At 45.6% G+C, this 3145-nt stretch carries 4 protein-coding genes; 3 read left to right on the forward strand and 1 reads right to left on the reverse strand.

All coding sequences use genetic code 11. The features are described 5' to 3' along the window. The 3 genes from VIN08_RS14235 to VIN08_RS14245 all read left to right on the forward strand — a co-directional run. Window positions 1–107, forward strand: a 107-nt coding sequence (locus tag VIN08_RS14235) for an arginine deiminase family protein (RefSeq protein ID WP_331966331.1), incomplete at its 5' end; no start/stop codon positions are given. Window positions 108–143: 36 nt separating this feature from the next. Beyond that, on the forward strand, window positions 144–1058 hold the full coding sequence (gene ctlX, locus VIN08_RS14240; RefSeq protein WP_331966323.1) for a citrulline utilization hydrolase CtlX: 915 nt from the start codon (window positions 144–146) through the stop codon (window positions 1056–1058). Window positions 1059–1077: 19 nt separating this feature from the next. Beyond that, on the forward strand, window positions 1078–1887 hold the full coding sequence (locus VIN08_RS14245) for a hypothetical protein (RefSeq protein WP_331966326.1): 810 nt from the start codon (window positions 1078–1080) through the stop codon (window positions 1885–1887). A gap of 254 nt (window positions 1888–2141) precedes the next feature. Here VIN08_RS14245 and VIN08_RS14250 read toward each other — a convergent pair. Continuing rightward, the coding region (locus VIN08_RS14250; RefSeq protein WP_331966328.1) for an SGNH/GDSL hydrolase family protein at window positions 2142–3145 on the reverse strand (1004 nt) is incomplete at its 5' end.

Below are 3145 nucleotides of genomic sequence, written 5' to 3' on the forward strand. Positions count from 1 at the left end.
CAGATGACCTGCGAGATACATTGATCCTGATGCCATCGGCAGAACTTTCACGTGCACGCGGTGGATTTCATTGTATGAGTATGCCCCTGCTGCGCGACAATCTTTGATATACTATATATACATTTTATAACGACCTCTATACTATGTCTCAAACAACTTCTCACCTGCTGATGATCCGTCCTGTGCAGTTTGCCTATAATACGCAGACCGCGGTTAACAACGCATTTCAATCTACACAGGATAGCAATGCACAGGAGCTTGCCTTGAAAGAGTTTGATGACTTTGTGATCCGCCTGCGTGAGCAAGGTATAGATGTAACGGTTATCCCCGACACCGCTGCCCCGCATACACCGGATTCTATCTTTCCCAACAACTGGATCTCATTTCACGATACAGGTAATATTGTGTTATACCCGATGTATGCTGCCAACCGAAGACTGGAACGCAAGCCGCATGTTATCGAAACACTTCAGCAGAAATTTACGATAACAGAACCGATCGATCTGTCGGAATATGAAAACAGGAATTTATTTCTCGAAGGCACCGGCAGCATGGTGCTGGATCGTGAGCAGGCTATAGCATACGCCTGTCTCTCGCAGCGCACCGACCGTGAAGTGCTTGACACTTTTTGCCAACGGCTGGGATATACGCCCATTGCCTTTACTGCTACAGACGGTAATGGTTTCCCTATCTATCACACCAATGTAATGATGTGTGTAGCGGATCGATACGTAGTAATCTGCCTCGACTCTATACCGGATATTACCGAACGAAAAATAGTGGAAGGTACCATTCGTAAAACGGGTAAAGAGATAATAACAATCACGCTCGACCAGATGAATCACTTTGCCGGCAATATGCTGCAGGTAAATAATGCGAAGGGAGAGAAATTTCTCGTGATGTCGTCACAGGCGTATGAGTCGCTTACAGCGGATCAGGTTACCAGGATCAAAGCCTACAACCCGATCATACACTCGAGCCTGGATACTATCGAACGCAACGGTGGCGGTAGTGCACGCTGCATGATGGCTGAAGTATTTTTACCGGTAAAGAAGTGATCGCTATCTTTCCATTCTAATGATTGACGCTGCAAAACTCAAACACTGGATTGATAATTTCTATGGCTATGGTTCGTGGGCTGCACCGATCTGGTTTGTCGGCTATGAAGAAGGTGGTGGTGATTTGCCAGAGGAAGTAAATGAGAAGTTAAACTATTTCCACGGGAATCATCCATCAGCCGGTCAGGCAACGCTTTGTGATATCCGGGCATTATACCGCGAAGTGGCGTTCCGGGTTGAAGGTCCACGCGCTGAAGTCTTTGCCAATCTCTACGAACACCGGTTCGACAAGAAAGCCGTTATCCATGGATATTGGAAAAATCTTATCGCCTTTGTTCACGGTTACCGTAATAAAAAACTTCCCGATCCCCTCACGTATCAAAAGACTTCTTTTGCTTCATCGTCTTCGAATGAAGCGTGGATTCAATTTTACCCGTTGCCCAGTCCTAACAACCACGCCTGGTACTATGCATGGCTTGACTTACCAGGATTTGATTTTCTGAAGAGTCGTGATCGGTATCAGGAATATATATACCCGCAACGCATTCAGGCAATTCTTGAAAACATTAAAGTCTATAAGCCTCAAGTCGTGCTATTGTATGGGATGGACAACATCAATGCGCTTAAAGAATCGGTGCAGTCTTTTTTTCCAGACTCAAAATTCAAAATGGTGAAAGCCATCCCGCATCAAATTCCACAGCATCATCGCGCAGAAGTTGATAAAACCATTCTGCTGGTAACAACACAGATTCCAGGACTACGCCATGGCCGCGTTGAAACCGGATTTGACTGGCAGGCGTTTGGAAAAATTGTGAGAGAAAGCCGCTGATGTATAGAATTGTTACAGGTTAATTGTTATTCGTTAATCGTTACAAGCAAGCTATCATCGGCAAAAAGCGATTTCTGTTTTTGCAGTCAGGTTAAAAACACCTGACTCAAAACAAAATCAACATCGAACAAGGGAATCGATTAGCAAATAACGATTAACGAATATTGAAATTAGCGGACACGCTCTGGTCACGCTCACACTCCTCTAGCAGCCGGAAGCTAGTAACTCGCAGCTATTTCTCCGGCAGCCAGCAACTATTTCCACTTCATCAAAGACTCGATATACTCCGATAGCTCTGCTGCAATTTGTATGTGCTCATGCAAATCCGGATGGCCTCCGCAGCCGCTGTTGAAGCTTCGGGAGAAAAAATAACGACTTACTTTTTTATCGCCATGCTGATTGGCATACTGAACAATTCCTGTCAGGTAATTCTTCATAGCTTTCTTGAGTGTTTCGTCTGCCATCGGGCTGGTGAGACAAACGATCTGCGCTGCGGGATAATGACTGCGAAGTGTTTTAATGAAATCAATATACTCCTGGCTAAACTTTACCGAATCCTGCACGCCATCGTTTTGCCCGAGGCATACGGTTACTATATCAGGAGTATATCTTGAAAAATCCCAGGGTATAGCATTCGCGCTGAAGTTCATTTTATCAAACACCTGCGGCATTACATAGGGCTTATCGCAGCAGCTATGCATCAATCCTATACCCGACTCTGATGTAAGGTGATATTGTGCTTTCAGTTTGCGTGCCACGGTGGGGCCATAGGCGTAGTAAGCATTATGCTGATCGTACCACTGACCTTTGTCGCAGGCTATGGGTGTAAGATCGCTGCCGGTGCCACAGGTAATGGAATTACCAATGAACTCGATCCTGCGTTCTGGTTTAGCAGGAAGCGGTAACAACTTCTCACATTGTACTCCTGCAAATTCCAGGTAGCCGATAAGAGCTTCTGTATTCTTGCAAATAGTAACGATATGTTCTCCACGCGATAAGCCCTTCGCAACGGTAAGGGTATCGGTTTTGGAATGCAGTTGTATTTTATAGGGCTTCTGTCCGTCTACAGCAATCTCCAGGTAATTGTGCGATGTTCCCCACAGCACTTCATCGTTCAGGATAACCGCGCAAGATGGGCCTTTGAACTTGAACTGTATATATACCCCGGCTGCCCAGAAACGCGGCAGTTTAGGATTGGAGAAATCGATGCGACCGGTATACTGGATATCCGGATGATCGGCAGCGAAAAATTTTACCG

Source organism: Ohtaekwangia sp. (assembly GCF_036568665.1).
GTDB lineage: Bacteria > Bacteroidota > Bacteroidia > Cytophagales > Cyclobacteriaceae > Ohtaekwangia.

Bases quoted from the DNA above. Each gene is read 5' to 3' on its own strand.
- VIN08_RS14245 (WP_331966326.1), top strand. From the start codon at position 1,078: ATGATTGACGCTGCAAAACTCAAACACTGGATTGATAATTTCTATGGC.
- ctlX (WP_331966323.1), top strand. From the start codon at position 144: ATGTCTCAAACAACTTCTCACCTGCTGATGATCCGTCCTGTGCAGTTT.